The 25,988-nt window shown below is 68.4% G+C and carries 22 protein-coding genes and 1 pseudogene; 13 read left to right on the top strand and 10 right to left on the bottom strand.

Translation table 11 applies throughout. The annotated features are described in order from the left end of the window. The first annotated feature begins 60 nt into the window (after nt 1-60). The 4 genes from DM480_RS02190 (at nt 61) to DM480_RS02175 (ending at nt 5,162) form a co-directional block, all read left to right on the top strand. Nucleotides 61-1,539: an efflux transporter outer membrane subunit gene (locus DM480_RS02190; protein WP_115377350.1), complete on the top strand. Its 1,479-nt coding sequence runs from the start codon at nt 61-63 to the stop codon at nt 1,537-1,539. Beyond that, nucleotides 1,539-2,948 carry an efflux RND transporter periplasmic adaptor subunit gene (locus DM480_RS02185; RefSeq protein WP_198665878.1) on the top strand — a complete coding sequence of 470 codons (1,410 nt, stop codon included), beginning with the start codon at nt 1,539-1,541 and terminating at the stop codon, nt 2,946-2,948. The genes DM480_RS02190 and DM480_RS02185 overlap by 1 nt, the downstream gene beginning before the upstream one ends. After that, on the top strand, nt 2,938-3,678 hold the full coding sequence (locus tag DM480_RS02180; RefSeq protein WP_405053247.1) for an ABC transporter ATP-binding protein: 741 nt from the start codon (nt 2,938-2,940) through the stop codon (nt 3,676-3,678). Before DM480_RS02185 ends, DM480_RS02180 begins: the two co-directional genes overlap by 11 nt. A 275-nt stretch (nt 3,679-3,953) precedes the next feature. Next, nucleotides 3,954-5,162, top strand: coding sequence for an ABC transporter permease (locus DM480_RS02175; RefSeq protein ID WP_115377349.1), 1,209 nt, complete (start codon nt 3,954-3,956; stop codon nt 5,160-5,162). Nucleotides 5,163-5,308: 146 nt separating this feature from the next. On the opposite strand, the gene DM480_RS02170 is transcribed toward DM480_RS02175, so the two are convergent. From DM480_RS02170 to DM480_RS02150, 5 genes and pseudogenes are all read right to left on the bottom strand, one after another. Continuing rightward, entirely contained in the window at nt 5,309-5,917 is a 609-nt protein-coding gene (locus tag DM480_RS02170) for a nucleotidyltransferase family protein (protein ID WP_115377348.1), read from the bottom strand. After that, complete coding sequence (locus tag DM480_RS02165) at nt 5,904-6,827, bottom strand: XdhC family protein (RefSeq protein WP_115377347.1); 924 nt, start codon at nt 6,825-6,827, stop codon at nt 5,904-5,906. The genes DM480_RS02170 and DM480_RS02165 overlap by 14 nt, the downstream gene beginning before the upstream one ends. Nucleotides 6,828-6,959: 132 nt before the next feature. Next, a pseudogene (locus tag DM480_RS02160) lies at nt 6,960-9,196 on the bottom strand (xanthine dehydrogenase family protein molybdopterin-binding subunit). Nucleotides 9,197-9,198: 2 nt separating this feature from the next. Further along, nucleotides 9,199-10,179 carry an FAD binding domain-containing protein gene (locus DM480_RS02155; protein ID WP_115377346.1) on the bottom strand — a complete coding sequence of 327 codons (981 nt, stop codon included), beginning with the start codon at nt 10,177-10,179 and terminating at the stop codon, nt 9,199-9,201. Further along, nucleotides 10,176-10,721, bottom strand: a complete 546-nt coding sequence (locus DM480_RS02150) for a 2Fe-2S iron-sulfur cluster-binding protein (RefSeq protein WP_115377345.1) — start codon at nt 10,719-10,721, stop codon at nt 10,176-10,178. The genes DM480_RS02155 and DM480_RS02150 overlap by 4 nt, the downstream gene beginning before the upstream one ends. Before the next feature lie 109 nt (nt 10,722-10,830). Between DM480_RS02150 and DM480_RS02145 the strand changes: the two genes are divergently transcribed. Both DM480_RS02145 and DM480_RS02140 read left to right on the top strand, forming a co-directional pair. Further along, the gene (locus tag DM480_RS02145) at nt 10,831-11,823 is read left to right on the top strand and encodes a glycerophosphodiester phosphodiesterase (protein WP_115377344.1); all 993 of its coding nucleotides are present in this window, start codon (nt 10,831-10,833) and stop codon (nt 11,821-11,823) included. Further along, complete coding sequence (locus tag DM480_RS02140; RefSeq protein WP_115377343.1) at nt 11,824-12,102, top strand: hypothetical protein; 279 nt, start codon at nt 11,824-11,826, stop codon at nt 12,100-12,102. Between the two features lie 37 nt (nt 12,103-12,139). Here the strand turns inward: DM480_RS02140 and DM480_RS02135 are convergent, their stop codons facing one another. Beyond that, nucleotides 12,140-12,886 carry an alpha/beta hydrolase gene (locus DM480_RS02135; protein ID WP_232834086.1) on the bottom strand — a complete coding sequence of 249 codons (747 nt, stop codon included), beginning with the start codon at nt 12,884-12,886 and terminating at the stop codon, nt 12,140-12,142. Further along, nucleotides 12,853-13,551 carry a DUF2459 domain-containing protein gene (locus DM480_RS02130; protein WP_232834085.1) on the bottom strand — a complete coding sequence of 233 codons (699 nt, stop codon included), beginning with the start codon at nt 13,549-13,551 and terminating at the stop codon, nt 12,853-12,855. The genes DM480_RS02135 and DM480_RS02130 overlap by 34 nt, the downstream gene beginning before the upstream one ends. Nucleotides 13,552-13,577: 26 nt before the next feature. Here DM480_RS02130 and phhA point away from each other — a divergent pair, with 26 nt between their 5' ends. Then, complete coding sequence (gene phhA, locus DM480_RS02125; RefSeq protein WP_115377341.1) at nt 13,578-14,450, top strand: phenylalanine 4-monooxygenase; 873 nt, start codon at nt 13,578-13,580, stop codon at nt 14,448-14,450. Nucleotides 14,451-14,505: 55 nt separating this feature from the next. Then, the gene (locus tag DM480_RS02120; protein ID WP_115377340.1) at nt 14,506-15,507 is read left to right on the top strand and encodes an SDR family NAD(P)-dependent oxidoreductase; all 1,002 of its coding nucleotides are present in this window, start codon (nt 14,506-14,508) and stop codon (nt 15,505-15,507) included. A 7-nt stretch (nt 15,508-15,514) separates the two neighbouring features. Here DM480_RS02120 and DM480_RS18835 read toward each other — a convergent pair whose 3' ends face one another. Next, a complete protein-coding gene (locus DM480_RS18835) occupies nt 15,515-16,147 on the bottom strand; it encodes a TetR/AcrR family transcriptional regulator (protein WP_115377339.1) in 633 nt (210 codons plus the stop codon). Nucleotides 16,148-16,249: 102 nt separating this feature from the next. Between DM480_RS18835 and DM480_RS02110 the strand changes: the two genes are divergently transcribed. The 5 genes from DM480_RS02110 to DM480_RS02090 all read left to right on the top strand — a co-directional run bounded on the left by DM480_RS02110 (nt 16,250) and on the right by DM480_RS02090 (nt 23,992). After that, entirely contained in the window at nt 16,250-17,452 is a 1,203-nt protein-coding gene (locus tag DM480_RS02110) for an efflux RND transporter periplasmic adaptor subunit (RefSeq protein ID WP_198665876.1), read from the top strand. A 6-nt stretch (nt 17,453-17,458) separates the two neighbouring features. Beyond that, entirely contained in the window at nt 17,459-20,671 is a 3,213-nt protein-coding gene (locus tag DM480_RS02105) for an efflux RND transporter permease subunit (RefSeq protein WP_115377338.1), read from the top strand. Nucleotides 20,672-20,676: 5 nt separating this feature from the next. Next, nucleotides 20,677-22,203: an efflux transporter outer membrane subunit gene (locus tag DM480_RS02100; RefSeq protein ID WP_198665875.1), complete on the top strand. Its 1,527-nt coding sequence runs from the start codon at nt 20,677-20,679 to the stop codon at nt 22,201-22,203. Between the two features lie 176 nt (nt 22,204-22,379). Beyond that, on the top strand, nt 22,380-23,270 hold the full coding sequence (locus DM480_RS02095; RefSeq protein ID WP_125471447.1) for a hypothetical protein: 891 nt from the start codon (nt 22,380-22,382) through the stop codon (nt 23,268-23,270). Further along, nucleotides 23,267-23,992, top strand: a complete 726-nt coding sequence (locus DM480_RS02090; protein WP_115377336.1) for an ATP-binding cassette domain-containing protein — start codon at nt 23,267-23,269, stop codon at nt 23,990-23,992. Before DM480_RS02095 ends, DM480_RS02090 begins: the two co-directional genes overlap by 4 nt. A 4-nt stretch (nt 23,993-23,996) precedes the next feature. Here the strand turns inward: DM480_RS02090 and DM480_RS02085 are convergent, their stop codons facing one another. Together DM480_RS02085 and DM480_RS02080 are read right to left on the bottom strand one after the other, a co-directional pair. After that, nucleotides 23,997-25,022 carry a glycosyltransferase family 4 protein gene (locus DM480_RS02085; protein WP_115377335.1) on the bottom strand — a complete coding sequence of 342 codons (1,026 nt, stop codon included), beginning with the start codon at nt 25,020-25,022 and terminating at the stop codon, nt 23,997-23,999. Nucleotide 25,023: 1 nt separating this feature from the next. Further along, complete coding sequence (locus DM480_RS02080) at nt 25,024-25,905, bottom strand: UDP-2,3-diacylglucosamine diphosphatase (RefSeq protein WP_115377334.1); 882 nt, start codon at nt 25,903-25,905, stop codon at nt 25,024-25,026. Between the last annotated feature and the right edge of the window lie 83 nt (nt 25,906-25,988).

Raw genomic sequence — 25,988 nt, 5'->3', positions numbered from 1 at the left:
GACATCTTGCGACAGAAAAGGGGTAGACAGGGCGATGGTGTGTTGGCCACACATCACGCCATGTCCCGTTTTCCTGCCCTTCTGCTCCTGACCGCGGCGCTGGCCGGCTGTACCGTCGGGCCGGACTATCGGCCGAAGACCGCGACGGACCTTGGCGTCCCCGCCGGCTATTCGGTGCCCGCGGCGCAGACGCCCGAGGATCTGACGCGCTGGTGGTCGAACTTCGACGACCCCGTGCTCGGCCAGCTGGTCGAGCAGGCGCGGCTCGCCAACACCGATGTCGCGCAGGCGGTGGCGCGGCTGCGCCAGGCACGCGAGGCGCTGGTGCAGAGCCGCGCGCGTCTGCTGCCGACCCTGTCGGGATCGGCGGGCTATCAGCGCAACGAGAATTTGCGCGGCGGCGGTCGCTCGTTCACCTTGCCCGACGGCACCGTCGTCGACACGGGCGGCGGCGGCAGCAACAGCTTTTCCGCCGGCCTGTCCGCCAGCTACCAGCTCGGGCTGTTCGGCGAATTGCGCCGCACCGTCGAGGCGAGCCGCGCGCAATATCAGGGGGCGGGCTTCGATTACGCCACCGCGCTGCTGACGGTCGAGAGCGAGGTGGCGAGCAACTATATCCTTGCGCGCGCCTATCAGGCGCAGCTCGCCAATGCGCGCGCCAGTCTGGCGATCCAGGACGACAATCTGGAAATCGCCGGTTTCCGCGTGCAGGCGGGGCTCGTGTCCTCGGTCGATGCCGAACAGGCGCGGGCGCAGCGCGCGCAGACCGCCGCCACCGTGCCGCAGATCGAACAGCAATATGCCGCCGCGGTCGCGCGCATCGGCGTGCTGACCGGGCAGGCGCCGGGCGCGCTCCGCACCCAACTTGCCGCGCCGCGCCCGATCCCGCGCGGGCCGGAGACGGTGGGCGTCGGCATCCCCGCCGACACGCTGCGCCGCCGCCCCGATGTCCGCTCCGCAGAGCGGGCGCTCGCCGCAGCGACGGCGCAGATCGGCGTCGCCAAGGCCGCGCTTTATCCCGCGCTGGCGATCACCGGCAACGTCAACACCAACGCCACGGCGCTGGGCAGCCTGGGCAGCGCGATCACCGGCAGCCTGTTCGCCGGCCTGACGCAGGCGATCTTCAACGGCGGCCGGCTGCGCAGCGTCGTGCGCGCGAACGAGGCGGCGACCGACGCCGCCTTCGCCGCCTACAAGGGCAGCGTGCTCACCGCGCTCGAAGACATAGAGAACGCCATCGTCGCGCTCGATGCGGCGCGCCGGCGTGAGACGCAGTTCCGCATCGCCTATGAAGCTGCGAACAACAGCGCGATCCTCGCGCGCAGCCAGTATCGCACCGGCCTCACCGATTTCACCACGCTCAACACGCAGGAATCGGCATTGCTGTCCGCGCAGAACGGCCTGACGCAGGCGCAGTCGGACAAGGCGACCGCGCTGGTCGGCCTGTACAATGCGCTCGGCGGCGGCTGGGACCCCAACGTGACCCCGGAGGCGCCCGCGCGCGGCGCCGCCCTTCCTACCGGAACAGAGACCCGCTGATGGCCCAGGACACGGCAATGCAGACGACCGACGAATTCCTGGGCGTGAAGCCCGTGCCGGCGTGGCGCCGCTACCTGAAATGGGTGCTGATCGTCGTCGGCGTCATTTTGCTCGGCCTGCTCGTCAGCCGCTGCTTCGGCGGCAAGAAGGGCGCCGATTATGCGACGCAGACGGTCGACCGCGGCGATCTGACGGTCAGCGTCTCGGCGACGGGCAAGCTCGCGCCGACGACGCAGGTCGTCGTCGGCTCGCAATTGTCGGGTCTCGTTACCAAGGTCGTCGTCGACGTCAACGACCGCGTCGCCGTCGGCCAGCCGCTCGCCTTGATCGACCCGCAGCAGATCGACGACCAGATCAAGCAGCAGCAGGCGCAGATCGCCGCCAACGTCGCGCAGGTGAACCAGGCGCAGGCCACCGTCGCCGAAAGCCGCGCGCAGCTGTCGCGGCTGGAAGAGGTGTACAAATTGTCGGGCGGCCGCGTGCCGTCGGGCACCGAATTGCAGACCGGCCGCGCGGATTACCAGCGTGCCGTGGCGGCACTGAAGACGGCGCAGGCGAACGTCTCCGCCTCGCGCGCGTTGCTCGCGCAAAGCCAGACGCAGCGGCAGCGCGCGATCATCCGTTCCCCCGTCAACGGCGTCGTGCTGGCACGCCAGGTCGATCCCGGCCAGACGGTGGCGGCCTCGTTCAACACGCCGACTTTGTTCGTCATCGCCGAAGACCTGTCGAAGATGAAGCTGGAGGTCGCGATCGACGAGGCGGACGTCGGCGGCGTCAAGGTCGGGCAGAAGGCGAGCTTCACCGTCGATGCCTTTCCCGGCAAGACCTTCCCTGCGCAGATCACGCGCGTCGACCTCGGCTCCAACCTGACCGTGAGCGCGGCGAGCACCTCGTCGTCCTCGACGACCAGCGCGACGTCGACCAGCAACCAGGTCGTCTCCTATGCCGCCGACCTCACCGTCGCCAACCCGACGCTGCAACTGCGTCCCGGCATGACCGCGACCGCCGACATCATCACGTCGGAAAAGAAGAACGTGCTGCTCGTCCCCAACGCCGCGCTGCGCTTCAAACCGGCGAGCGGCGCGTCGTCGGACGGCGACGGCATCGCGGGGTCGCTGACGATGCGGCGGATGCGGCGCGGCAACCAGCGGCAGGCGACCGTCGGCTACGGCGCGACGCAGACCGTCTACGTCAAGGGTGCGGACGGTCAGCCGCAGCCGGTGCAGGTGACGACCGGCGCGACCAACGGGCAGATGACCGAGGTGCTGAGCGGTGACCTGAAGCCCGGCGCGCAGGTCATCACCGGCCAGCTGGCGAGCGGCGATAGCGGCAGCGGCAGCGGCGGGTCGAGCCGGCGGCGCAGCGGTGGTGCGGGTGGCGGCGCAGGCGGTGGCCAGCGTGGCCAGTAACCCGCCGCCGCTCGCCGCGGGCGATCCGCTGATCCGGCTGCGCGGCATCACCAAGACCTATGGCGAGGGCGCGACCGCGTTCCAGGCGCTGAAGGGCATCGACCTCGACATCCACGCGCGCGACTTCATCGCCGTGATGGGCGCGTCGGGGTCGGGCAAGTCGACGACGATGAACATCCTCGGCTGTCTCGACGTGCCGACCGGCGGCCAGTTCCTGTTCCGCGGCCATCACGTCGAGGCGCTCGACCGCGACCAGCGCGCGCTGCTGCGCCGCAAGTATCTCGGCTTCGTGTTCCAGGGGTTCAACCTGCTCGCGCGGACGACGGCGCTGGAGAACGTCGAGCTGCCCTTGCTCTATCGCGGCGACAACAAGCAGGCGCGGCGCGAGGCGTCGATGGCGGCGCTCGCCAAGGTCGGCCTCGACAAATGGTGGGACCATACGCCCGCCGAGCTTTCCGGCGGCCAGCAGCAGCGCGTCGCCATCGCGCGTGCGATCGTGACGCAGCCCGACGTGCTGCTCGCCGACGAACCGACCGGCAACCTCGACAGCGAACGCTCGGTGGAGATCATGGAATTGCTGTCCGACCTCAACGCCAATAGCGGCATCACCGTGCTGATGGTGACGCACGAGCCTGACATGGCGGCGTTCGCACACACCGTGGTGCACTTCAAGGACGGGCTGGTCGAACGGATCGAGGCGAACCACCGCGCCGGGGAGCCGGTGGCGTGAGGGCTTTACGCCGTCATGCCGGACTGGTTCCGGCATCCACCCGTCCATGCGTCTTACCATCGCAGCGCCTGCGGAACCGTGGATGCCGGAATCAGTCCGGCATGACGAGTGAATGGCGCGCGCGCGTGTGCCACACCTGTCATCCCCGCGAAGGCGGGGATCCAGAGACGCTGCCGGCGCGACTCCATCCCAGACGCCAGCGCGTCTGGATCCCCGCCTTCGCGGGGATGACGAATAGTGCGTGTCGCGGCGTGCTGGCTCGGAAGGCGCGATAAATGTTCGGCACCACGCTCCTCCTCGCGCTGCGCTCGATCGCGCGGCACAAGTTGCGCTCGTTCCTGACGACGCTCGGCATCATTATCGGCGTCGCCGCGGTGGTGACGATGGTGACGCTTGGCCGGGCGACGACCGCGCAGGTGCAGAAGAACATCAGCTCGCTGGGCACCAACATCCTGCAGATCCGCCCCGGCCAGGGCCTCGGGCGCGGTGGTGGCGGACCGCCGCCGGCGCCGTTCAAGCCCGACGACGTCACCGCGATCGCGCAGCAGATCGCCGGCGTCACCGCCGTCGCGCCGCAGGCGCAGGCGAGCGCCACCGCGATCTACGAAGGCGCCAACTGGCAGACGACGATCAACGGCACCACCAACGCCTATTTCGAGGTGCAGGCCTGGCCGCTGACCGCGGGGCGTTACTGGACGCCGCAGGAGCAGAGCGCGGGCAAGGCGGTGTGCATCATCGGCAGCACCGTTTACCAGAACCTCTGGCACGGCGGGCAGGCGGTCGGCACGCGCTTCCGCATCGGATCGATCAGTTGTGACGTCATCGGCGTGCTGTCGACGCGCGGGCAGGCGGGGTTCGGCGGCGATCAGGACGATGTCGTCATCATGCCGATCAAGACGGTGCAACGCCGCTTCACCGGCAATCAGGACATCCGCCTGATGCTGGTCGGCGTCGACCAGGCCTATGCGACGAGCACGGTGCAGGCGTCGATAACCGACCTGCTGCGCGAACGGCGCAACATCACCGCAGGGAAAGACGACGATTTCAACATCTTCGACACCAAACAGATCAGCGACACGCTTTCCAGCACGACTCAGCTTCTGACGCGCATCGTCACTGCGGTGGCGGCGATCAGCCTGATCGTCGGTGGCATCGGCATCATGAACATCATGCTGGTGTCGGTGACCGAGCGCACGCGCGAGATCGGCATCCGCCTCGCGATCGGCGCGGTCGCCAGTGAGGTCTTGACGCAATTCCTCGTCGAGGCGGTGGCGCTGTCGATGCTCGGCGGCCTCATCGGACTGGTGCTGGCGCAGGCGGCGGTGGGGCTGCTCTCGGTGCTCGGCGGGCTGCCCTTCCTGTTCGTGCCGGAGATCAACATCATCGCCTTTGCCATCTCGGCGATCATCGGCGTCGTGTTCGGCTATTTCCCGGCGCGCCGTGCGGCGGCACTCAACCCGATCGATGCACTCAGGCACGAATAATCCCACGCGTCCAGCGCGCCGTCCCCACACTCTCCGTTCGTGCTGAGCCTGTCGAAGCACGGGCCAAACAGGGCGACGCCTGGCGCACGTCCTTCGACAAGCTCAGGACGAACGGTGTTGGGGTCTTTCCGGGCGCGATCGGCGACTTACCGCCACCGCGTCCGTGCTTCAGGCGCGTGGACCAACCGGCGCAGCTCCTCCAGCTCCTCCGGCGTGTCGACGTCGATCAGTTCGGCGGGCACCGTCACGACATGCTTGCCCGCCAGGATCATTTGCCGCGCGCCCGCGTCGCCATCCAGGTCGCACAGCGCATCGAAGCGGTTGCGGCCGAATACGCAGGGCGGTTTCGGCGTGCGCCCGTCGCTCGACGCCACCACCGCATCATCGCCGTCCGCCGCTTCCAGCAGCGCGTAGATATGCGTCGCGGTTACACGCGGCATGTCGGCGAGCGCCAGCACGACCGCGCGCGCGCCAAGCTCGCGTGCGCGCGCAACGCCCAGCCGCACCGAATGCGACAGGCCGAGCGCGGGGTCCTCGTTGCGCACGGTGGTGAAGCCGTGCCGCGCATAATCGCAGTGCGCGCCGCCGCACACCGCGACCCGCTCGCGGAACGGCATGTCCTCCAGCGCGACCGCGACGTGCAGGCCGAGCGGCCGGCCGAGGAACGGCTGGTCGAGCTTGCTGCCGATATCGCCCATCCGGCGCGAGCGGCCGGCCGCGAGCAGGACGAGGACGCACTCCTCAACGCGGATCATGGAAGGCTTTCACCATCGCCGCGGCGATCGACAGCGCGATCTCCGACGGGCCGATCGCACCGATGTCGAGGCCGACGGGACCGTCGACGCGATCGATCTGCGCGTTGCTCAGTCCCGCCGCAGCAAGCCGCTCGCGCCGCGCGGCATGACTGCGCCGGCTGCCGAGCGCGCCGACGTAGGGCGCATCGGTCGCCAGCGCCGCGATCAGCGCGGGATCGTCGATCTTGATATCGTGGCTCAGCGTCACGACCGCCGTCGCGGGATCGGGGCGCAACGCGGCGATCGCCTCATCCGGCCAGCGGTCGTCCAGCGTCGTCCCGGGAAAGCGCTCGGCGGTCAGAAAACGCGCGCGGGGATCGATTACCACGGTTTCGATGCCCAGCGTCGTCGACAGCTGCGCCAGCGCCTGCGCGATCTGCACCGCACCGACGATCAGCAGCCGCCGCGGCGGGTCGTAGCGGTTGACGAAGACTTCGCCCGTCTCCTGCGGCCGGACGTCGCTATGGCCCGTGACGAGGTCGGTGGTGACGGTCAGCGCGCGCCCTTCCGCCCGCGCTTCTGCGATACGGTCGAACAATTCGGGATCGAAGCCCATCGCCGAAACAGGCTGCACCATCACCGCGATCTCGCCGCCGCACGGCAGGCCGACCTCCCACGCCGATGCGTCGGCGACGCCGTAGCGCTTCAGCTGGAACGGCGCGCCGGCGATGACGTCGGCCGCGGTCTGCAGGATGTCGCTCTCGACGCAGCCGCCCGACACCGATCCCTCGAACCGGCCATCGGCGTGGACCAACATGTGGCTGCCGCGCGGGCGCGGCGCGGAACCCCATGTCGACACGACGGTGGCCAGCGCCATCGGCTCGCCGGCCCAGGATCGTGCCGCGGTGATGACGCTGTCGTTCTCGGCCATGGGGGTCCTTTTGCAAACGAAAAGCCCCTCCCCTTTAGGGGAGGGGTTGGGGTGGGGGAGGCCGTCAGCGATGATGATGCCCGGCGTTCCCCACCCCCCGTTCCCTCCCCTGAGGGGGAGGGGAGACGATGGTTACACCGCCGGCAGGCCGTCGAGCAACTTGTCAAGCGTCAGCGGGAAGTCGCGCACCCGCACGCCCGTCGCGTTGTAGATCGCATTCGCCACCGCGGCGCCCGCACCCGAAATGCCGAGCTCGCCCAGCCCCTTGGCATGGAGCGGGTTGGCGTGAATGTCGCGTTCCGGCAGGAATTCGACGTCGATCTGCGGAATGTCGGCGTTGACCGGTACGTGATATTCGCCAAGGTCGCGGTTCACGATCTTGCCGTTGCGCGGATCGTGCATCAGCTCTTCCGACAGCGCTGCACCAATGCCGAACGTCACGCCGCCCAGAATCTGCGACCGCGCGGTCTTGGCGTTGAGGATGCGGCCACCCGCGAACACGCCGAGCATGCGTTTGATCCGCACCTCACCCGTCACCGCATTCACCGCCACCTCGCAGAAATGCGCGCCGAAGCCCGATTGCAGCGTTTCCTTCTCCTGCTTGCCCGGCGATACCTCGCCCGTCGCGCTCAGCCCCTGCCGACCAGTTCGGCGAGCGGCACGGAGCGGTTGTCGCCGATCGCGCGCCCGTCCTTCAGCGTCAGGACGTCGCCGGCGACGCCCATCTTGTCCGCGATCTGGCCGCGCAACGCTTCGCAGGCGAGATAGACCGCCGTGCCGCTCGACCCTGCGCCGAACGACCCGCCCGATCCCGCCGCGGGCGGCAGGTCGGTATCGCCCAGTTTCACCGTCACGTCCTCGATCGGTAGGCCGAGGATCTCGGCAGCGATCTGCGCCAGGATCGTGTAGGTGCCCGTGCCGATGTCGGTCATGTCGGTTTCGACGGTCGCATGGCCCTGTCCGTCGATCGACACGCGCGCGCTCGATTTGATCAGCATGTTGGAACGCGCCGCGGTCGCCATGCCCATGCCGTGCAGCCATTCACCGCGCCGGTCCTGCGCCGGCTTGGCGTTGCGCTTCGCCCAACCGAACAGCGCCGCGCCGCGCTCCATGCACGGCACCAGCTGGCGGCTGGAGAAGGGGATGTGCTCGATCGGATGCTCGTCGGGCTCGTTGCGCTTGCGCAGTTCGATCGGATCGAGCCCGACCTTCTCCGCCAGTTCGTCGATCGCGCATTCCAGCGCGAGCATACCCACCGCTTCGCCCGGCGCGCGCATCGATGCCGCGAGCAGCCAGTCGAGCCGCACGATATCGTGCGTGATCGCGATGTTGGGCGCGGCATAGAGGAATTGCGTCGCCTGACCGCACGGTTCGAAGAAGCTCTCGTCGGGCAGGTTGGAGACGAGACTTTCATGCCCCACCATCACAAGCCGCCCGTCCGCGTCCGCGCCCAGCCGCACGCGCTGTTCGGTGTTCGACCGGCGGACCGTCGCGTCGAACACCTGCTGGCGCGCCATCACGCATTTGACCGGCCGCCCGATCTTCTTCGCCGCGACCGCCGCCGCCACGCTTTCGGGCGCGATGCCCAGCTTCGACCCGAACCCACCGCCGACGAAGCGCGCGACGATGCGCACCTTGTCGGGCTTCATCCCCATTGCCTTGGCGAGCTGGACGCGGTCCGTCGACAGCATCTGATATGCGCCATACAGGGTCAACTGGTCGCCATCCCACACCGCGGTGCTGGCATGCGGCTCCATCGCCGCCGAATTCTGGCTAGGCGTGGTGTAGGTCGCATCGACGGTCACCGCCGCATCCGCAAAGGCCGCCTCGGGATCGCCGACCTTGATGTGCGGCTTCATCACGCCCTCGGGCGGCGTGTCGTGTTCCTCGCGGAATGCGGCGAAGCTGTATCGGCCGTCCTTCGCCTCGTAAGTCACCTTCAGCTGCTGCGCCGCATCGCGCGCCGCCTCGAAGCTGTCGGCGACGACGATCGCGATCGGCTCGCCGAAATAGGCGACGTCGGCGACGCCCTGCGGCGGCTTGGTCGTCTCGCCACCCTGGCCGGGGTTGCGCAGGAACGTCTTGTAGTCGGTGACGACGTCGATCACGCCGGGCAAGCCGCGCACGCCGTCGGCGTCGATCGACACGACCTTGCCCGCACCCACCGTGGCGCGGACGAGCACGCCATAAGCGAGATCGTCGAAACCATATTCCGCCGCATAGGTCGCGCGGCCTGATACCTTCAGCGGCCCGTCGATCCGGTCGACCGGCTTGCCGATCACCCCCTGCGCGCCCGTATCGAGCAGGCTGTCGGGATGCGGCTTGTCCATCGTCAGCGCATTGGTGTCGCTCTTGCCCAGACCGAACATGCTCATTCTCCCGTCAGTTCGCGCAGGGTCGCCACCAAGACGCGGCGGGCGAGCGGAATCTTGAAATCGTTGCTGCCGAACCCGCGCGCCTTGGCGAGCAGCGCGTCGGCGGCGGCGTGGAACAGCGCGTCGGACGGCGTCTCGCCGACCAGCACCGTCTCGACCGCGGCATCGCACCACGGCATCGGCCCGAGGCCACCGAAGGCGAGCGAGGCGGAGGCGATCCTGCCGCCGTCCATCCTGACCACGCCCGCCACCGAGACGAGCGCAAAGGCGTAGGATGCGCGGTCGCGCACCTTGCGATACGTCTGCCGGCCTTCGGGCGGCGGGGGCAGTTCGATATGGGTGATGAGCTCGCCCGGCTCCAGCACCGTCTCGATATCGGGCCGGTCGCCGGGCAGGCGATAGAAATCGTCGATGCTGATCCGCCTCTTGTCGCCATCGGGTTTCAGCGTGACGATCGTCGCACGCAGCGCGCGCATCGCCACCGGCATGTCGCCCGGATGCGTCGCGATGCAATGGTCCGACGTGCCGAGGATCGCGAGGATGCGGTTGAACCCGCCGATCGCGGAGCATCCCGCGCCGGGCTCGCGCTTGTTGCACGGCATCGCCAGGTCGTAGAAATAATAGCAGCGCGTGCGCTGCAGCAGGTTGCCGCCCGTCGTCGCCTTGTTGCGCAACTGTCCGGAGGCGCCCGCGAGCAACGCGCGACTGAGCACGGGATAGCCCTCGATCACGCGTGGATCGGCGGCGAGATCGGAATTGGGCACCAGGGCGCCGATCGTCAGCCCGCCGTCCTCGCGCTCCTCGATATCGGCGAGCGGAAGCCGGCTGATATCCACCAGCTTATTGGGCGTCTCGACCTGCAATTTCATCAGATCGAGCAGGTTGGTGCCGCCCGCGATGAACTTCGTGCCCGCGCCGCCGACGTCGCGCACCGCGTCTTCCAGGCTCGTCGCCTTTTCGTAGGTGAAGGTCTTCATGCGCCCGCCTCCGCCGGTTCGCGGGACGTGGGCGTCGTCTGTCCCTCGTGAGAGGCGGCGGCGACCTCGCGGATCGCATCGACGATATTGGGGTATGCGGCGCAGCGGCACAGGTTGCCGCTCATCCGCTCGCTGATCTCCGCATCGTCGAAACCGGGGGCGGACAGGTCGTCGCTGACGTGGCTGGGCCATCCCTTTGCCACCTCGTCCAGCATGCCGACCGCCGAGCAGATCTGGCCCGGCGTGCAATAGCCGCACTGGTAACCGTCGTGGCGGACGAACGCCGCCTGCATCGGGTGCAACGCATCGGGGGCGCCCAATCCCTCGATCGTCACGATCTCGTCATCCTGATGCATCACGGCGAGCGTCAGGCAGCTGTTCACGCGGCGGCCGTTCACCAGCATGGTGCAGGCGCCGCACTGGCCATGGTCGCAGCCCTTCTTGCTGCCGGTGAAGCCGAGATGCTCGCGGCACAGGTCGAGCAGGGATGTGCGGATATCGACGTCCCCCTCGAAGGACTGCCCGTTTATGGTGAAGCGCATGCGACGGAACCCCTGGTTGATCCGTGTCCTAACGCCCTGTCTGGTCTTGGTTTCCGGTTGCGAATCGGTCGCACTGGCGCGTGGGCCGGCGCGGGGGCAGAGTGCCGCCATGTCCACCCCGCTTTCCGCCCCGATCGTGATCGCGCACCGCGGCGCCAGCGGCTATCGCCCGGAACATACGCTCGCCGCCTATGACCTCGCGATCGAACAGGGTGCCGACGTGATCGAGCCCGACCTGGTGCCGACGAAGGACGACGTGCTCGTCGCGCGCCACGAGAACGAGATCGGCGGCACCACCGATGTCGCGCACCATCCCGAATTCGCCGATCGCAAGACGACGAAGACGATCGACGGCGAACAGGTGACGGGCTGGTTCACCGAGGATTTCACGCTTGCCGAGCTGAAGACGCTGCGCGCGCGCGAGCGGCTGCCCCGCGTGCGGCCGGGCAATGCGACCTATGACGGCCGGTTCCAGGTGCCGACGTTGGCCGAGATCATCGACCTCGCCAAACGCCGTACGCGCGAACTGGGGCGGACGATCGCCATCTACCCCGAAACCAAGCATCCGACCTATTTCGCAGGGATAGGCCATCCGACCGACGCTTTGCTCGTCCACCAACTGAAGGCGGCGGGGTGGAGCACCGCGACGGCGCCGGTGTTCATCCAGTCGTTCGAGGAGAACAATCTTAAGCGCATCCACACGATGACGGGCATCCGCCTGATCCAGTTGGTCGCGGGCGAGGGGGGGCCGGCAGACGGCGCCGCGCCCTCTTATGCTGCAATGCTGACGCCCGCCGGGCTCAAGCGGATCGCGACCTATGCCTGGGGCATCGGGCCGGACAAGGCGCAATTGTGGGCGGGCGATGCGCCCTCGACGCTGGTCGCGGACGCGCATGCCGCGGGGCTGCGCGTCCATCCGTGGACGTATCGGGCGGAAAACCAGTTCCTGCGCGCGCCCTTCCGCCGCGGCGACGATCCGGACGCGCATGGCGACATAAGGGGCGAAATCCGCGCCGCACTGCATCAGGGGATCGACGGATTCTTCACCGATTTCCCGCTAGAAGGCGTCGCGGCGCGCAATGCCGCCAGGGAACATCCGTAAATGCGCAAGGCCGCTCTTCTCCTCCCCCTTTTCGCGCTGTCGATCGGCGGCTGCGTCAGCACCGCCGTGTCGGTCGTCAAGGCGCCGTTTCAGGTCGCCGGCAAGGCGATCGACTGGACGACGACCAGCCAGTCGGAGGCGGACCGCAACTACGGCCGCAAGATGCGTAAGCAGGAGGCGAAGGAGGGGCGCGAGCGCAAGAAGGCCGCCGAGCGGTGCCGCAAGCACCCAGACGACCAGGACGCCTGCCAATATTCCGGCTATCGCGCGGGCTATTGATCCGCGCGCCTGCGCTCCAGCCGCGATGGCGGGCCCGTTACGAAGCCTGCCGCTCTTCCTTCGCCAATGCCGCCGCCACGGCGATCAGCACCTCCGGGTGGATATGCGCGCCCAGATGCCCGCTCGACACCTCGATGCAATCGGCGCTGGGATCGCGGCAGATATGGCCGTTTACGATGCCGTCGCGCGCGCTCCAGATCGCCGTCGCCGGCACGGGCAGAGGGGCTGCGATCTCCGCGCAGCGCGCCAGCACCGCGGGATCGTCGAGGCGTTCGCCCGTCGCCCATTCGAACGCGCGCCAGACGTTCGTCGCCTTGCCGCTGCCCGCATAGGGCGAACTGACCGTCACGACGCGCGAGACGAGATCGGGGCGCCGGTGCGCGACCAGCCGCGCCATCAATCCGCCCAAGCTGACGCCGACCAAGGCGACCGGCCCGGCCTGTCCCGCCAGCGTCTCGACCCGCGCGATCAGGCGGCGCGCATCGGGATCGGCGCTGCGCGCGCCCAAATTGCGACCGAGGCCCCAGCCATGCGGCTGATAGCCCAGCCGGCCCAGAAACCGGCGCAGCACGATGCTCGAATCGTCCGAATCGAACAGCCCCGGCAGCACCATCACCGCGCCGCTCCTGCCCGCAGGCACCGCCTTCAGCGCGTCGCGATACCGCCAGCGGGTCGCGAGCATCCACGCGACGCGCGGAAATTCGGAGGCGAGCAGGGCGGGGGGCGGGGGCGCCGCGGCGGACCCACCGGCTAGGCCGCGGGCCGCGGCTGTGCGGGAAACCACCCCAGGATCGTGACGGGAAAGGGCGTCCATCGGCCTACCCGCACACCGGCATGGCGCAACGCGTCGCCGACCCAGCTGTTGCAGGTGTAGCGCGCGCTGTAATGGCCGAAGGCGGGGTAGAAGGCGTCGTTCCTGTCATAGTGCTGTAATATACGACTGCCGGGCTTGAAGGTTGCCTGAACGAAGGCCGCCAGCCGGCGATACTCCTCGGGGCGCAGCACGATGCGGCGTGCGCTGCCGATCGGGCCGGGCACGTGCTCGACATGGAGCAGCGCCGCATCGCTGCCGATCGCCGCGGCGATGACGGTGCGTGGCCGGACGTCCGCCCAGGTCGGCGTCTCGAGGAAAAAGGCACGTTCGCCCCAGCCGATCGCGAGATGGTCATAGGCTGCGTAACGCGGGTCGCGGATGTCGGCTCCGGGCGCCAGTGGTCGCAGGTCGGTGCCCGCGGCGACCTTCGGCAGGACCAGCCCGACATGGACGCCGTTTGATTCGACCCAGATCGGCACGCCGGTTGCCGGCGCGCGCCATTCGGCGTTGGCGGGCAGCGCGCCGCCGACCAGCCCCGCCGCGGCATAAGCGAGCAGGATCAGCAGCGCCGCCGAAGCGATGCCCCCCACACGTCGCACCACGATCCGCGCCGCCCATCGCATGTATAGTTTCATCCGATACCTTCTGTTAGGCTGCGGCCATGGCCGACGAAACCCATATGCTCGACTCGCCCCCGTCGGGCGCCGCCGCCGACTGGACGGTGCCGCAGGACTGGCATCATTACACGGCCGAAGAGCATGCCACTTGGGATACGCTGTTCGCGCGTCAATCCAAGCTGCTGCCGGGCCGCGCGTCGGATGCCTACCTGCGCGGGCTCGACGTGCTCAAGCTGTCGAAGCCCGGGATCCCCGATTTCGCGGAACTGAGCGAACGGCTGATGGCGCTGACCGGGTGGCAGGTGGTGGCGGTGCCTGGCCTCGTCCCCGACGACGTCTTCTTCAACCATATGGCGAACCGCCGCTTCGTCGCGGGCAATTTCATCCGCCGCCCCGACCAGCTCGATTACCTGCAGGAACCCGACGTCTTCCACGACGTGTTCGGCCACGTCCCCATGCTCGCCGATCCGGTGTTCGCCGACTATCTGGAGGCCTATGGCCGCGGCGGGCAGCGCGCGCTCGGGCTCGACGCGCTCAAATATCTCGGCCGGCTCTATTGGTATACGGTGGAATTCGGCCTGATCCGCGAGGGCGACGACCTCAAAATCTATGGCTCGGGCATCGTGTCGAGCTATGCCGAAAGCCGCTTCGCGCTCGACGATCCCAGCCCCAACCGCATCGGCTTCGACATCGCGCGCGTCATGCGCACCGAATATCGCATCGACGATTTCCAGCAGAATTACTTCGTCATCCCCAGCTTCGAAGACCTGCTGCGCACCACCGTCGAAACCGACTTCGCGCCGCTCTATGCCGCGTTGAAGGCGAAGCCCGACATCCCCGTCGCCGCGATCGAGCCGGGCGACGACGTCATCACGCACGGCACGCAGGCCTATGCGCTGGCGAAGGCGAACGGTTGACGGAGCGGACGCATCCCATACAGCCCGACCGCGCAGAGCATGACGGGGTGATCGAATGCCGACGACGCTGGTAACCGGGGCCGCGGGCTTCATCGGCATGGCCACCGCGCGCGCGCTGCTCGCGCGCGGCGACCGGGTGATCGGCATCGATTCGCTCAACGATTATTACGACCCGGCGTTGAAGCACGCCCGGCTCGCGCAACTGACCGGAGCGTTCGGCGACCGGTTCGTCTTCCACCATCTCGATTTCGCCGACGCAGCTGCGTTGCGCGCAGCGCTCGCGGGGCAGGATTTCGACCGGATCGTCCACCTGGGCGCGCAAGCGGGCGTGCGCTATTCGGTCGAGCGGCCCGACGTCTATGCGCAGGCGAACCTCGTCGGCCATCTCAACCTGCTCGAACTCGCGCGCGATCGTCGCGTCGCGCACCTGGTCTACGCCTCCTCGTCCTCCGTCTACGGCGGCAACACGCGCGTGCCGTTCCGCGTCGAGGATCGCGTCGAACGGCCGCTGTCGCTCTATGCCGCGACGAAGCGCGCGAACGAGCTGATGAGCGAGAGCTACGCGCATCTGTTCCGCCTGCCGCAGACGGGGCTGCGCTTCTTCACCGTCTACGGCCCGTGGGGACGGCCGGACATGATGTTGTGGATCTTCACCGGCAAGATCCTGCGCGGGGAGCCGATCCCCGTGTTCAACCACGGGCGGATGGAGCGCGACTTCACCTTCATCGACGATATCGTCGCGGGCGTCGTCGCCGCGCACGATGCCGCGCCCGCGGACGACGGCGCGGAAAAGGCGGGGGGCAGCGTCTCGCCGCATGCGGTCTACAACCTCGGCAACCATCGCGCCGAGCCGTTGGGCCGCGTCATCGGTCTCCTCGAATCGGCGATCGGCCGTCCGGCGATCCGCCAGGACCTGCCGATGCAGCCCGGCGACGTCACGCGCACCTTCGCCGACATCGATGCCGCCGCGCGCGATCTGGGCTATCGGCCCGCGACCACGGTCGACGACGGCGTGCCGCGCTTCGTCGCCTGGTACCGCGACTATCATCGCGTCTAGCGGTGGGTCAGCCCGCCTGTGCCGCGGCGTGCAGCGCATCGATTTCGCGGTCGATCACCTCGCGCATCTTGGCGGTCAGCGCCTCCATCCCGTCCGGCTTGTGGAGCAGCTGGAAATAGCTGAGCCCCAGCGACAGCGTCACGATCATGTCGGCGAGCAGCCGTCGCCGCGCGGCGAGCGCATCGCCCGGCGCGAGCATCGTCAGCGCCGCGCGCAGCTTGCCCTCCATCTCCTCGCGCAGCGCGTGGAAGATCGTGGCGATACGCTCGTTGCGCGTCGCCTCCGCGACGATCTCCGCGAACAGGCGATCCTCGCCCCCGGGATCGTCGGCGTCGACGAAGTGGCGCAGCCAGGCACGCACGCCCTCCGAATCGCCCGCCTCCATCGCATCGTGCAGCTGGTCGCCGAGCATGAACGTGCGGCAATCGGCGTTGCAGATGGCCGCAACGATATCTTCCTTGCTCGCGAAATCGCGATAGATCTGGCCGACCGCGATGCCCGATTCCTTGGCCAGCTGTGCCATGCCCGTCGCGTGAAAACCGTGATTCATGAACAGTTTGCGTGCCGTATCCGTCACCAGCCGGCGACGGTGTTCGGCGCGGTTGTGGAAAAGGGGGCAACACGCGGTCTTGTCGGTCATCTGAACTAATCTTCACCTTCGCGCTTGACGGTCAAACCGTGTTCGCAGTAGCAGCATTGTGTGAGTGAACGATCACTCACATACTGTCTAGCGGATTGCAACATGATGAACAGCCGACACGGAGTGGTGGCGCTGGCGCTGGTGCTGGCGGCCTGCGGCAAGGGCGGCGAACAACCGCCGCAGCAGCAGGGGGCGCAGGGGCCGACGCCGGTCGGTTATGTCGCGGTGACGACGCAGCCGGTGCGGCTGACATCGGAACTGCCCGGCCGTACCGCCGCCTACGAGACGTCCGACGTGCGGCCACAGGTCAACGGCCTCGTCCTCGCGCGGTTGTTCACCGAAGGCGACATGGTGCGGGCCGGCCAGCCGCTCTACCGCATCGATCCCTCGCCCTATCAGGCGCAGGTCGCCAACGCCCGCGCCGCGCTGGCTCGCGCCCGCGCCGCGATCGCATCGAGCGCCGCGCTCGCCCGCCGCTATGGCGAGCTGGTCAAGATCAACGCGATCGCGCGGCAGGATTACGAGAATGCGCTGACCACCGCGGCGCAGGCGCGTGCCGACGTCGCCGCGCAACAGGCGGCGGTGCGCAGCGCGCAGATCGACCTGGCGCGCACGACGATCCGCGCGCCGATCTCCGGCCGCATCGGTCGCTCGCTCTTCACCACCGGCGCGCTCGTCTCGGCGGCGCAGACGCAGGCGCTGGCGACGATCCAGCGGCTCGACCCCATCTACGTCGATATCCAGCAGTCGAGCGCCGACCTGCTCAAGCTGCGCCAGCAGATCATGGCAGGCCAGGTCGCGCGCGACGGCAATGCGCGCGTGCGCCTGCTGCTCGAGGACGGCACCACCTATCCGATCGAGGGGACGTTGCGCTTCGCCGACGTGACGGTCGATCCGACGACGGGTTCGCAGACGATCCGCGCGCTGTTCGGCAATCCGCGCGGCCTGCTGCTGCCCGGGATGTTCGTGCGCGCGCAGCTCGTCGAGGGGACGCAGACCAACGCGATCCTGGTGCCGCAGCGCGCGGTCAGCCGCGACGAGCGTGGCAAGGCGACCGTGCTCGTCATCGGCCAGGGCAACAAGGCCGAACCGCGCGTGCTGGAAACCAGCCGCACTTCGGGCGACAATTGGATCGTCACCAGCGGCATCAAGCCCGGCGACAAGGTCATCGTCGAAGGCGGTATGATGCTGCGCCCCGGCATGCCGGTGCAGGGCCATCCGTGGGATCCCAACGCCAAGCCCGCCGCGGGGCAGCCCGGTCAACCGGGCCAGCCGCAGCAGGGCGGCCAGGCACAGGCGAAGTAAGCCCTCATGTCGCGCTATTTCATCGATCGCCCGATCTTCGCCTATGTGCTGGCGATCGTCACGATGCTCGCGGGCATCCTGGCGATCCGCAGCCTGCCGATCGCGCAATTCCCCGCCATCGCACCCCCCGCGGTGTCGATCACCGCGACCTATCCGGGCGCCGACGCCCAGACGCTCGAAAATACCACGACGCAGATCATCGAGCAGCAGCTGAAGGGTATCGACAACCTTCGCTATTTCTCGTCGTCCTCCTCCTCGGCGGGTCAGGCGACGATCACGCTGACCTTCGAACAGGGCACCGATCCCGACATCGCGCAGGTGCAGGTGCAGAACAAGCTCCAGGCGGCGACGCCGCTGCTGCCGCAGGAGGTCCAGCGCCAGGGGCTGATCGTCGCCAAGGCGACGCAGAACTTCCTGATGTTCGTCGGCCTCTATTCGGCGGACGGCAGCCACAACGATTCTGACCTCTCCGACTATATCGTCTCGAAGCTTCAGGACCCGCTCGCGCGCGTCAACGGTGTCGGCGACACGATCGTGTTCGGCTCGCAATATGCGATGCGCGTCTGGGTCGATCCACTGAAGCTCAACAATTACGCGCTGACGATGGCGGACGTGACGTCGGCGATCACTGCGCAGAACGCGCAGGTGTCGGCGGGCCAGATCGGCGCGCAGCCCGCGCCCAAGGAACAGATGCTCAACGCCACCGTATCGGTGGAATCGCGTCTGACCACGCCGGAGCAATTCGCCGCGATCCGGCTGAAGAGCAACACCGACGGCTCGGTCGTCCGTCTTCGCGACGTCGCGCGGGTCGAGATCGGCGCGGAGAATTACGGCTTCTCGTCGCAATGGAACGGCAAGCCCGCGTCGGGCATCGGTATCAAGCTCGCCCCCGGCGCCAACGCGCTGACCACGGTCGCCGCGGTCAAGGAACGCGTCAACGCGATCGCCAAGCAATTCCCGTCCGACGTCAAGGTCATCTACCCCTACGACACCTCGCCGTTCGTGCGCCTGTCGGTGGAGCAGGTCGTCCATACCTTGGTCGAGGCGATCATCCTCGTCTTCCTCGTCATGTTCCTGTTCCTGCAGAACTGGCGGGCGACGCTGATCCCGACGATCGCAGTGCCTGTCGTGCTGCTCGGCACCTTCGGCATCCTCGCCGCGGCCGGCTATTCGATCAACACGCTGACCTTGTTCGGCATGGTGCTCGCCATCGGCCTGCTCGTCGACGACGCGATCGTCGTGGTCGAGAACGTCGAACGCCTCATCACCACCGAACACCTGTCGCCGAAGGAAGCGGCGCGTAAGTCGATGGACGAGATCACCGGCGCGCTGATCGGCATCGCGCTGGTGCTGTCGGCGGTTTTCCTGCCGATGGCGTTCTTCGGCGGTTCGACGGGCGTCATCTATCGCCAGTTCTCGATCACGATCGTCTCGGCGATGGTCCTGTCGATCGCGGTCGCGCTGATCCTGACGCCGGCGCTCTGTGCGACGATCCTGAAGCCGCACGATGCCAATAAGGTCGAGGGTAACGGTCCGCTTGCGCGCTTCTTCCGCTGGTTCAACGACAAGTTCGAACGCGGCCAGGTCCGCTACGAACGCGGCGTCGTGCGCACCGCGAAGAGCTGGAAGCGCTCGATGCTCGTCTACCTGCTGATCGTGCTCGGCATGGGCTTCCTGTTCATGCGTCTGCCGACGGGCTTCCTGCCCGACGAGGATCAGGGAATCATGATCGCGCTGGTCCAGGGCCCGCCGGGCGCCACCACCGCGCGCACGCAAAAGGGCCTCGACACGATCCGCGACCACTTCCTGCAAAAGGAGGGCGGCAACGTCCAGGGCGTGTTCACCGTCAACGGCTTCAGCTTCGCCGGCCAGGGCCAGAACAGCGGCATCGCCTTCATCCCGCTCAAGGAATGGAGCGACCGCAAGGGCGCTGCGAACAAGGCGCAGGCGATCGCGGGCCGGGCGATGGGGACCTTCTCGCAGTTCAAGGACGCGATGATCTTCGCGGTCATCCCGCCCGCGGTGCAGGAACTGGGTAACGCCACCGGCTTTGACCTGCAGCTCGTCGACGAAGCAGGAATCGGGCACGAGAAGCTCGTCGCCGCGCGCAACATGATGCTGGGCATGGCGATGGGCGACAAGTCGCTCACCGGCGTGCGCCCCAACGCGCTCGACGATGCGCCGCAGCTCAAGATCGACGTCGACCAGGACAAGGCGCGCGCGCTCGGGCTCGACCTGTCGACCGTCAACAGCACGATCTCGACCGCCTGGGGCGGGTCGTACGTCAACGATTTCATCGATCGCGGCCGCGTCAAGCGCGTCTATATCCAGGCGGACGAGCCGTACCGGCAGAAGCCGGAGGATGTCGGCAGCTTCTACGTGCGCGGCGACAGCGGCACGATGGCGCCGTTCACCGCCTTTTCCACGCTGTCGTGGAAGCAGGCCCCGACGCAGCTGACGCGCTACAACGGCCAGCCGTCGATGGAGATCCTGGGTGCGCCGGCGCCCGGCGTATCGTCCGGCGCCGCGATGAAGGCGATGGAGGCGATCCAGGCGAAGCTGCCACCTGGCACCGGGCTCGAATGGACGGGCCTCAGCTACGAGGAACGCCTCTCGGGCGGCCAGGCGCCGGCACTCTACGGCCTGTCGCTGCTGATCGTCTTCCTGTGCCTTGCCGCGCTCTACGAAAGCTGGTCGGTGCCGATCTCGGTGATGCTCGTCGTGCCGCTCGGCATCCTCGGCGCGGTGCTCGCCGCGACGCTGACCGGGCTCAACAACGACATCTACCTCCAGGTCGGCCTGATCACGACGATCGGCGTGTCGGCGAAGAACGCGATCCTGATTGTCGAATTCGCCGAGGAACGGATGGCGGAAGGGATGAAGCCGTTCGAAGCCGCGGTCGCGGCGGCGAAGCTGCGCCTGCGGCCGATCCTGATGACGTCGCTGGCCTTCGTCTTCGGCGTGCTGCCGCTGGCGATCTCGACCGGCGCGGGCGCAGGCGGCCAGAATGCGATCGGCCGCGCGGTGGTCGGCGGCATGCTGTCGGCGACGATCCTCGCGATCTTCTTCGTGCCGATGTTCTTCGTCGTCGTCCTGCGCCTGTTCGGGCAGGGCGGCCACGCGGAGCCGGCGGCCCACGACGATCCCCATGGCGCGCCGCCGCATGACGGTGGCACGCAGGACGACACTGAGGGGCGGCCCGCCCCGCAGGGAGCGTGATTTCGATGACCCGCAAGACCATCCTCCTCCTCGCCGCGGCGAGCGCGACGCTCGCCGGCTGCAACATGGCGCCCAAATACGTGCGCCCGGTCGGCGCGGTGCCGGCGACGCTGCCGCAGGGCGGCGTCTACCCCGCCGCCGCGAGCGACGCGCCCGACGTGACGAAGATCGGCTGGCGCAGCTTCTTCACCGATCCGCGGCTGCAACGCGTGATCGCGCTCGGCCTCGACAACAACCGCGACCTGCGCGTCGCCGCCGCCAACGTGCTGCAGGCGCGCGCGCAATATCGCGTCCAGCGCGCCGATCTCGTGCCGGGTACGACGATCAGCGGGTCGGGCACCTACACCAACAACCTGTTCGGCGCGGTGGGCGCATCGGGCGCCGCCGCCGGCGGGGCCGCCGGTGGTACGGGCGCCGGAACGGGCGCGGGCACCGGCTCTGGCGTCGGCACCGGTGCGGGTACCGGCGGCACCGGCGCCTCGGTCGGCACCGGCGGCTCGTCGAATTTGCAGTTCTATTCGGTCAATGCGGGCTTCTCCGCCTTCGAGCTCGACCTGTTCGGCCGTATCCGCAACCTCAGCCGTGCCGCGCTCGAACAATATTTCGCCAGCGAAGAGGCGCAGCGCACGACGCGGATCAGCCTGATCGCGGAGATCGCCACCGCCTGGCTGACGCTCGCGTCGGATCAGGACCAGCTGCGCATCTCGGAAGGGACGCTGGCCGCGTTCAAGCAGACGTACGACCTCACCAGCGCGCAATTCCGCATCGGTGTCGCCTCGGAACTGGAGGCGCGCCAGGCGGAAACCAATTATCAGTCCGCGCGCAACGACATCGCCGCGCTCAAGACGCGCATCGCGCAGGATCAGAATGCGCTCAACCTGCTCGCCGGCACGACCGTCACCGCCGACATGCTGCCGACGGGGCTGGGCACGGGCGACGCGACGATCGCCAACCTGCCGACGGGCGTTGCCTCCGACGTGCTGCTCCGCCGCCCCGACGTGCTTCAGGCGGAGCATCAGCTGATCGCGCAGAACGCCAATATCGGCGCGGCGCGCGCGGCGCTGTTCCCGCGCATCTCGCTGACCGCGACGCTCGGCACGATCAGCAGCGCGCTCAGCGGCCTCTTCGCCGGCGGCAGCTTCACCTACACCGGCGCACCCTCGATCTCGGCACCTTTGTTCGACGGCGGCCGCCTGCGCGGCAACCTCGACTATGCGAAGGCGTCGCAGCAGGCGGCGGTCGCGACCTACGAAAAGACGGTGCAGACCGCGTTCCGCGAGGTCGCCGACGCGCTGGCGCAGCGCGGCACGATCGACGAACAGGTCGCGGCGCAGACCGCCCGCGCCAATGCGGCGAGCGTCGCTGCGCGCCTGTCCGACGCGCGCTATCGCGCGGGCGTCGACTCCTTCCTCACCACGCTCGACGCGCAGCGTACCGCTTATGCCGCGCAGCAGCAGCTGGTGACGACGCGCCTGTCGCGCGGCAGCAACCTCGTCGAACTTTACCGCTCGCTCGGTGGCGGCCTGGAATGATCGCGCCGCGCGGCGGGCGAGCGAACTTTGTTCCCAATCATCGAGGGCGCGCGATATAAGCGAGCATGGGGGATGCAAGGCGAGGAGCGTGGCGCCTTATCGGGCATGATGCGCTGCTGATCCGCCGCGAGGCGACGGCGGCGCTGGCGACTTGGCACGATCGTGCGATCGCAGCGATGCTGATGATCGCCGTCCTGGCTTTCGCGCGCGACGGCCTGCTCGCCGTGCCAGCCGGACGGGCATGGTGGATTGGCGGGGCGATGGCCGCGTTCGCCGGGATCGCGACGGCGCGTGGCCTCGTGGCACGGCTCGCGCGTCACGGCGTCGATGGCCTGCTTGCGGCCGATGCGCTGAATCCTGCCGTCCGCCGCGGCTTTCTTCTGCGATGCCACGCGGGATTTTTGGCCATGGGCGTGGTGATCGGGCTCTTGCTGCGTCCCCACATCGTTCCCGTTTTGGCGCTGACCTACCTTGCGACCGCTGGAATCGCGACTGCGATGGGCGAAGCACGTGGCCTCGCCCTTCCCGGCGGCCCTGCCGCCGACCGCTGGCTGCGCGCTGCGCAGCGTCGCGTTGCCGTGGGTCTTGCGGGCGCGGCCATAATCTTCTGCGTCACACTCGTAGACGGCACACAGGACGAGAGCGCCCGCATCGCCACAACCGCCGTCGCGTCGCTGGCCGTCGCGGCCGTGCTGACACGGGTGGATGCTACGGCAGTCCGCTTCCTTGCCATGGCGGGTCACGGTCTGCCGGGTATAGCGCTTCGGCTGGCACCTGCTGCGCTGACGTTTTCGCTGCTGGCGCCGCTGGCGGTGTCGATGTCTGCCGGCCTTCGCGCAGGTGGCGTGACGGCGGCGGCGGTTGCCGCGATGCTCCTGTTCATGGCGCTACGCATCCAGGCCTGCCGCCTTCTCGGCCGTCGGCAAGCCGATGTCGTGGTGACCGTCGCTCTCGCCATCATCGCTTCGGCGGCCATGATTTCACCCGTTGCTGCAGCGCTGGTTGCGATCGGCATCTTCTGGCGACTGTCACGTCGCGCGAGGGCGCGGCTTTGGGTGGTGGCATGAGTGATATCGTGCTTTCGGATGCGGTGGTCGTGCGTGGCGGCCGCCGGGTCGTCGATGGCATCGACCTGACGATATCAGCTGGCACCTGGTTCGGCGTCATCGGCGCCAATGGCTCGGGCAAGACCAGTCTGCTCCGCGCGCTTGCGGGTCGATTGGCCTTTGCCGGGGGCGCGTGCCTGATCGACGGCCGCGATCTGGTGGCGGATCGTGCCGCCCGTGCCCGCGGTCTGGGCTTCGCTCTGCCCGCCGATCGCTTGCCCGACCGTTTGCGCGGGTATGAAGTGCTCGACTTCGCGCGGGGCGCCGCGCCGATCGACGAATCCCGCTTGGCCGCGCTATGGAGCGCGCTTGGTATCGCCGACCTCCGCAACCGCTGGGTTGGCGACTGTTCGGCGGGCATGCGACAACGGCTCGCCATCGCCGCCGCGTTCGTCGGCGGCCATCGTTGCATCGTTCTGGACGAGCCGTTCAACTGGCTCGATCCGGTCGCCGGTTACGATCTGCGGCAGGTCTTGCGGTCGATGGTTGAGGATGGCTGGACGCTCGTCACCGCGCTGCATGACCTCACCATGCTGGCGGGATCGTGCGACGCCGGGGTGATGCTCGCCGACGGGCGCGTCGCCGCGACGCTCGACGGCGACCGATTGCGTGAGGCGGCGATCGATCCCCGGGCCTTCGAGAAGACGATGATCGATCGCCTGCGCGGCGTCCGCCAACGATAGCGGGTCACGCCGCGCGGCGGGCGACCGGGCGGATCGGGGCGAGGGCGTCGAGAAACTGCGTCGCGCTGGCCGTCCAGGTGAAGCGGCGCGCATAGGCGGTGCAGGCGGCCCGGTCGCGATCCAGCGCCGCGGCGATCGCGACGTCGAGCGTCTCGTCGATCGCGCCGACGTCGTCGCTCAGCACATCGACCGGCCCCGGTGCGGGCAGCGCCGCGACCGGGGTGCCGCACGCCAGCGCCTCGATCATCACCAGGCCGAACGTGTCGGTGCGGCTGGGGAAGACGAAGACGTCGGCGCTGCGATAGGCGGCGGCGAGCGCCGGGCCGAAGCGGGGGCCGACGAAATGCGCCGCCGGATAGCGCGCCGCCAGCGCCTCGCGCGCGGGGCCGTCGCCCACCACCACCTTCGTGCCGGGATGGTTCGTCGTCAGGAACCCCTCGATGTTCTTTTCCACCGCGACGCGGCCGACGTAGAGCTGCACCGGCCCCGGCAGGCCGGCGATCGCCGGGTCGTGCGTGCCATCGGGCGTGAACAGCGACAAATCGACCCCTCGGCCCCAGCGCCGCGTATGGTGCAGGCCCTGCGCGCCGAGCACCGTGTCGACCGACGCCGTCGAGGCGAGGATCGCCTCCGCCGGGCGGTGGAACCAGCGGATGTAGCGCCAGAACACCTCCGCGCTCACCCCCGTCCGCTTGGCGAGATAATCGGGAAATTGCGTGTGATAGGCGGTGGTGAAGCGAAGGCTGCGCGACAGGCACCAGCGCCGCGCGGCGAGGCCCAGCGGTCCTTCGGTCGAAATGTGGATCGCGTCGGGATCGAACGCGCGGATCAGCCGCCCGACGCCGCCGCGCCCGGTCAGCGCCAACCGGATTTCGGGATAGGTCGGGCAGGGGAGCGTGGCGAAGCGGTCGGGCGAGACGACGAGCACCTCGTGCCCCATCGCCTCCAGTTCCGCCTTGGTCGCGGTCAGCGTGCGGACGACGCCGTTGACCTGCGGCTGCCACGCGTCGGTGACGATCGCGATCCGCATGTCAGGCGGCGATCGCGGCGGCGCGGTCGGCCGCCTCGCGCGCGGCGATCTCGTCCGCCCAGTGCAGCACCTCCATCGTGCCGTCGAAATGCTCGACCAGCGCGGTGCAGCCCTCCACCCAGTCGCCGTCGTTGTAATAGGTGACGTTGCCGATCTCGCGGATCTCAGCGGTGTGGATATGCCCGCACACCACGCCGTCGACGCCGCGCGATCCGGCGGCATGCGCGACGACTTCCTCGAACTTCGAGATGAAGGCGACGGCGTTCTTCACCTTCGCCTTGGCATGCTTCGACAGCGACCAATAGGGGCGGCCGAGCTTGCGGCGCACGACGTTGGTCCAGCGGTTGACCGCCATCAGCGCGGTGTAGGCGCTGTCGCCGAGCAGCGCGATCCAGCGATGGCCGAGCGTGATCGCGTCGAATTCGTCGCCGTGCAGCACCAGCAGGCGGCGGCCATCGACGGTGCGGTGGATCGCCTTGCGCCGGATCGCGACGCCGCCGAAGTTCATGCCCGCGAATTGGCGGAACATCTCGTCGTGGTTGCCGGGGATATAGGTGACCTGCGTACCGCGCTTGGCGCGCTTCAGCAGCCGCCAGACGACGTCATTGTGCGCGGCGGGCCAGTAGAAGCGCTTCTTGAGCTGCCAGCCGTCGACGATGTCGCCGACCAGATACAGGATGTCGCTGTCGACGCGGTCGAGGAAGTCGATCAGCATGTCGGCGTTGCAGCCGCGCGTGCCGAGATGGACGTCGCTGATCCAGATCGTGCGATAGCGGCGACGCGCGATATCGGTCTTTTCCGGCGTCGTCGGGCGATGCGAGACGAAGGAAAGGATCGCGGCGCCGGCTTCGGCACGATCGGCGGTCGTCGGGTCGAACGTCATGGCTTTTACACCCCTGCAAGGAGGGCGCGCCGCCCCCCGCTGGAATGGCCATGCCGGATCAGTGTGACGCTGGCGTCACCATC

It is taken from the genome of Sphingomonas sp. FARSPH (assembly GCF_003355005.1).
Classification (GTDB): domain Bacteria; phylum Pseudomonadota; class Alphaproteobacteria; order Sphingomonadales; family Sphingomonadaceae; genus Sphingomonas.
The sequence above is the reverse complement of the archived record's forward strand: the minus strand, read 5'-3'. Positions and strand labels throughout refer to the sequence as shown.

What these genes read in the sequence shown, in the direction of transcription:
- DM480_RS02190 (WP_115377350.1), top strand. Translation starts at nt 61, where the DNA reads ATGTCCCGTTTTCCTGCCCTTCTGCTCCTGACCGCGGCGCTGGCCGGC.
- DM480_RS02185 (WP_198665878.1), top strand. Translation starts at nt 1,539, where the DNA reads ATGGCCCAGGACACGGCAATGCAGACGACCGACGAATTCCTGGGCGTG.
- DM480_RS02175 (WP_115377349.1), top strand. Translation starts at nt 3,954, where the DNA reads ATGTTCGGCACCACGCTCCTCCTCGCGCTGCGCTCGATCGCGCGGCAC.
- DM480_RS02170 (WP_115377348.1), bottom strand. Translation starts at nt 5,917, where the DNA reads ATGATCCGCGTTGAGGAGTGCGTCCTCGTCCTGCTCGCGGCCGGCCGC.
- DM480_RS02165 (WP_115377347.1), bottom strand. Translation starts at nt 6,827, where the DNA reads ATGGCCGAGAACGACAGCGTCATCACCGCGGCACGATCCTGGGCCGGC.
- DM480_RS02155 (WP_115377346.1), bottom strand. Translation starts at nt 10,179, where the DNA reads ATGAAGACCTTCACCTACGAAAAGGCGACGAGCCTGGAAGACGCGGTG.
- DM480_RS02150 (WP_115377345.1), bottom strand. Translation starts at nt 10,721, where the DNA reads ATGCGCTTCACCATAAACGGGCAGTCCTTCGAGGGGGACGTCGATATC.
- DM480_RS02145 (WP_115377344.1), top strand. Translation starts at nt 10,831, where the DNA reads ATGTCCACCCCGCTTTCCGCCCCGATCGTGATCGCGCACCGCGGCGCC.
- DM480_RS02140 (WP_115377343.1), top strand. Translation starts at nt 11,824, where the DNA reads ATGCGCAAGGCCGCTCTTCTCCTCCCCCTTTTCGCGCTGTCGATCGGC.
- DM480_RS02130 (WP_232834085.1), bottom strand. Translation starts at nt 13,551, where the DNA reads ATGAAACTATACATGCGATGGGCGGCGCGGATCGTGGTGCGACGTGTG.
- phhA (WP_115377341.1), top strand. Translation starts at nt 13,578, where the DNA reads ATGGCCGACGAAACCCATATGCTCGACTCGCCCCCGTCGGGCGCCGCC.
- DM480_RS02120 (WP_115377340.1), top strand. Translation starts at nt 14,506, where the DNA reads ATGCCGACGACGCTGGTAACCGGGGCCGCGGGCTTCATCGGCATGGCC.
- DM480_RS18835 (WP_115377339.1), bottom strand. Translation starts at nt 16,147, where the DNA reads ATGACCGACAAGACCGCGTGTTGCCCCCTTTTCCACAACCGCGCCGAA.
- DM480_RS02110 (WP_198665876.1), top strand. Translation starts at nt 16,250, where the DNA reads ATGATGAACAGCCGACACGGAGTGGTGGCGCTGGCGCTGGTGCTGGCG.
- DM480_RS02105 (WP_115377338.1), top strand. Translation starts at nt 17,459, where the DNA reads ATGTCGCGCTATTTCATCGATCGCCCGATCTTCGCCTATGTGCTGGCG.
- DM480_RS02100 (WP_198665875.1), top strand. Translation starts at nt 20,677, where the DNA reads ATGACCCGCAAGACCATCCTCCTCCTCGCCGCGGCGAGCGCGACGCTC.
- DM480_RS02095 (WP_125471447.1), top strand. Translation starts at nt 22,380, where the DNA reads ATGCTGATGATCGCCGTCCTGGCTTTCGCGCGCGACGGCCTGCTCGCC.
- DM480_RS02090 (WP_115377336.1), top strand. Translation starts at nt 23,267, where the DNA reads ATGAGTGATATCGTGCTTTCGGATGCGGTGGTCGTGCGTGGCGGCCGC.
- DM480_RS02085 (WP_115377335.1), bottom strand. Translation starts at nt 25,022, where the DNA reads ATGCGGATCGCGATCGTCACCGACGCGTGGCAGCCGCAGGTCAACGGC.
- DM480_RS02080 (WP_115377334.1), bottom strand. Translation starts at nt 25,905, where the DNA reads ATGACGTTCGACCCGACGACCGCCGATCGTGCCGAAGCCGGCGCCGCG.